This window comes from Neobacillus fumarioli NBRC 102428, assembly GCF_001591485.1.
GTDB classification, from domain to species: Bacteria; Bacillota; Bacilli; order Bacillales; family Cytobacillaceae; genus Neobacillus; species Neobacillus fumarioli.
In genome coordinates, this window is record NZ_BCUZ01000234.1 from 1 (window position 1) to 1,335 (window position 1,335).

1 protein-coding gene is annotated in these 1,335 nt (G+C 39.9%); it reads left to right on the forward strand.

Annotated elements, in window-relative coordinates; genetic code table 11:
• Positions 1 to 70 precede the first annotated feature (70 nt).
• A protein-coding gene (locus tag BFU02S_RS15815; protein ID WP_439951021.1) for an IS3 family transposase occupies positions 71 to 1,224 on the forward strand; the annotation gives its coding sequence in 2 pieces (ribosomal slippage) (positions 71 to 326 and positions 326 to 1,224; 1,155 coding nt in all).
• Positions 1,225 to 1,335: the final 111 nt, after the last annotated feature.

The window sequence follows — 1,335 nt, forward strand, 5'->3', positions numbered from 1 at the left end:
TTGATGCTAGACTAAATAGTAGACACAGATTGTTATAATAAATATATCAACTATAACGGGGTGTGTCTGTATGGCAAGAGGAAGGCAATTCGAAGAGGCATTTAAAATTGAAACCGTAAAGTATATTAGTGAAAACAATAAGCCTATTGCTCAAGTAGCTAGGGAAGTTGGCGTGAACACAAATACTTTACATGGCTGGGTGAAGAAGTATGGTCAACAACCTGAAATTAAGGCTGTCCAAACATTTTCTTCAGAAGCAGCTGAATTAAGAGCCCTTCAGAAAGAAATTCGTGATCTCAAGGAGGAGAATGAAATCTTAAAAAAGGCGATGCACTACTTCGCGAAAAGCCCTCGGTAAAATATGAGTTCATCCAAGAACACTGCTCCCAATACCGAGTGGAGAAGATGTGCAAAGTCCTGGGGGTTTCCAAAAGCGGTTACTTCAAATGGTTAAAGCAACCGAAAAGTGAAAGGCAGAAACAGCATGAGAAATTGTCACAAGAGATCTTAAAGACCCACCTGGAATTCAAGCAGCGTTATGGCAGTATTAAAATCGCCAAAACCCTTAATAAACGGGGCGTAAAGGTAAGTGAGCGTACGGTTTCTCGTATTATGACGAAGAACCAATGGAAGTCTTGTACCGTCAAGAAATACAAGGCTACGACCAATTCCAAGCATCAACATCCGGTGAGTGAAAACGTCTTAGATAGACAATTTAAAGCAAGTAAGCCAAACCAGTTATGGGTAACGGATATCACTTATATTCCGACCAATGAGGGATGGTTGTATTTGGCGACCGTAATGGACTTATATTCTCGTAAAATAGTAGGTTGGGCAATGGGCAAAACCATGACAAAGGAATTGGTAATCTCCGCATTAAAAATGGCTTACAAGCGTCAACGGCCAGAGAAAGGTGTTATTCATCACTCAGACCGAGGTGTTCAATATGCCTCAAATGAGTATCAGAAACTATTAAAACAGTACAAAATGATAGGCAGCATGAGCCGCAAAGGGAACTGTTACGACAATGCTTGTATCGAGTCCTTTCACGGTATTCTTAAGCGTGAACTTGTTTATCAAACGAAGTACAGGACGCGAGAGGAAGCTAAAAAATCGTTGTTTGAGTACATCGAGTTCTTCTACAATTCTAAGCGGATCCATTCGACATTGGGATACTTTACACCAAACGAATTTGAACGAATGTTTGGTTATTCTGCTTCTTGATTTTACCTTGATAAAAAAGTTTGAATCGCCCTTTATTTAAACTTTTTTATCAAGGGCACCAAGCGCAAGCGCGGTAGAAAAATCTGTGTCTACTATCTTGACATAGTATCA